Source organism: Vibrio sp. D173a (assembly GCF_030248475.1).
Map to the genome: position 1 here is coordinate 1 of NZ_JAHGAH010001099.1, position 680 is coordinate 680.

A 680-nucleotide genomic window follows, 5' to 3' on the forward strand; every position below is an offset into this window, starting at 1 on the left:
TCCTGCGTTGGCACTGAACATTCCAACTCAGTTAGAACCGGATACCAAACTTTGCTACCTAGCATTGTCGCCAGAGCAGGAAGTTGAGCAAGCCGCGAAGCACCTCTTCACGCAAGGTTACAAATACCCGCTTATCTTGGCACCGAAAGGCCGATTGGGTGATCGCGTACAAGAAGCCTTCAAAGAAGAGTGGTCAAAATACAGCAACAACGAGGTTGCGACGTCATTCTTCTCTGACAAGCGCCAGCTGCAACGCAACGTTAACCAGATTTTTGGCCTACAAGAGAGCCAACAACGCATTGCGCAAATGGACAATCTGATTAACCTGCCGCTAGAGACAGAGCCTCGCAGTCGTCGCGACGTGGATGCGGTATACATTGTGGCGAAGAACTCTGAGCTAACGCTTATTAAGCCTTTCATCGAAGTAGCGATTAACCCAGATGCGAAGCAACCTGCATTGTTCTCGAACTCTCGCAGTAACAGTGGTGACAAGCAGTACGAAGACTTAACTGGCGTTTTCTACAGTGATATCCCTCTTCTAGTTGAAAGCAAGGGTGAACTGAACAAGCAGCTAAACGAGCTGTGGCCATCACACTCAAATGGTCAGAAACGCCTACAGGCTCTAGGTATGGATGCATACTATTTGATGGACGCACTACCGCAAATGAAAGCCGTTGAAG

At 48.7% G+C, this 680-nt stretch carries 1 protein-coding gene; it reads left to right on the top strand.

The window, feature by feature from the left end; all coding sequences use genetic code 11:
* Positions 1–680, top strand: a 680-nt coding sequence (locus KIV40_RS31570) for a penicillin-binding protein activator (RefSeq protein WP_285353254.1), incomplete at both ends; no start/stop codon positions are given.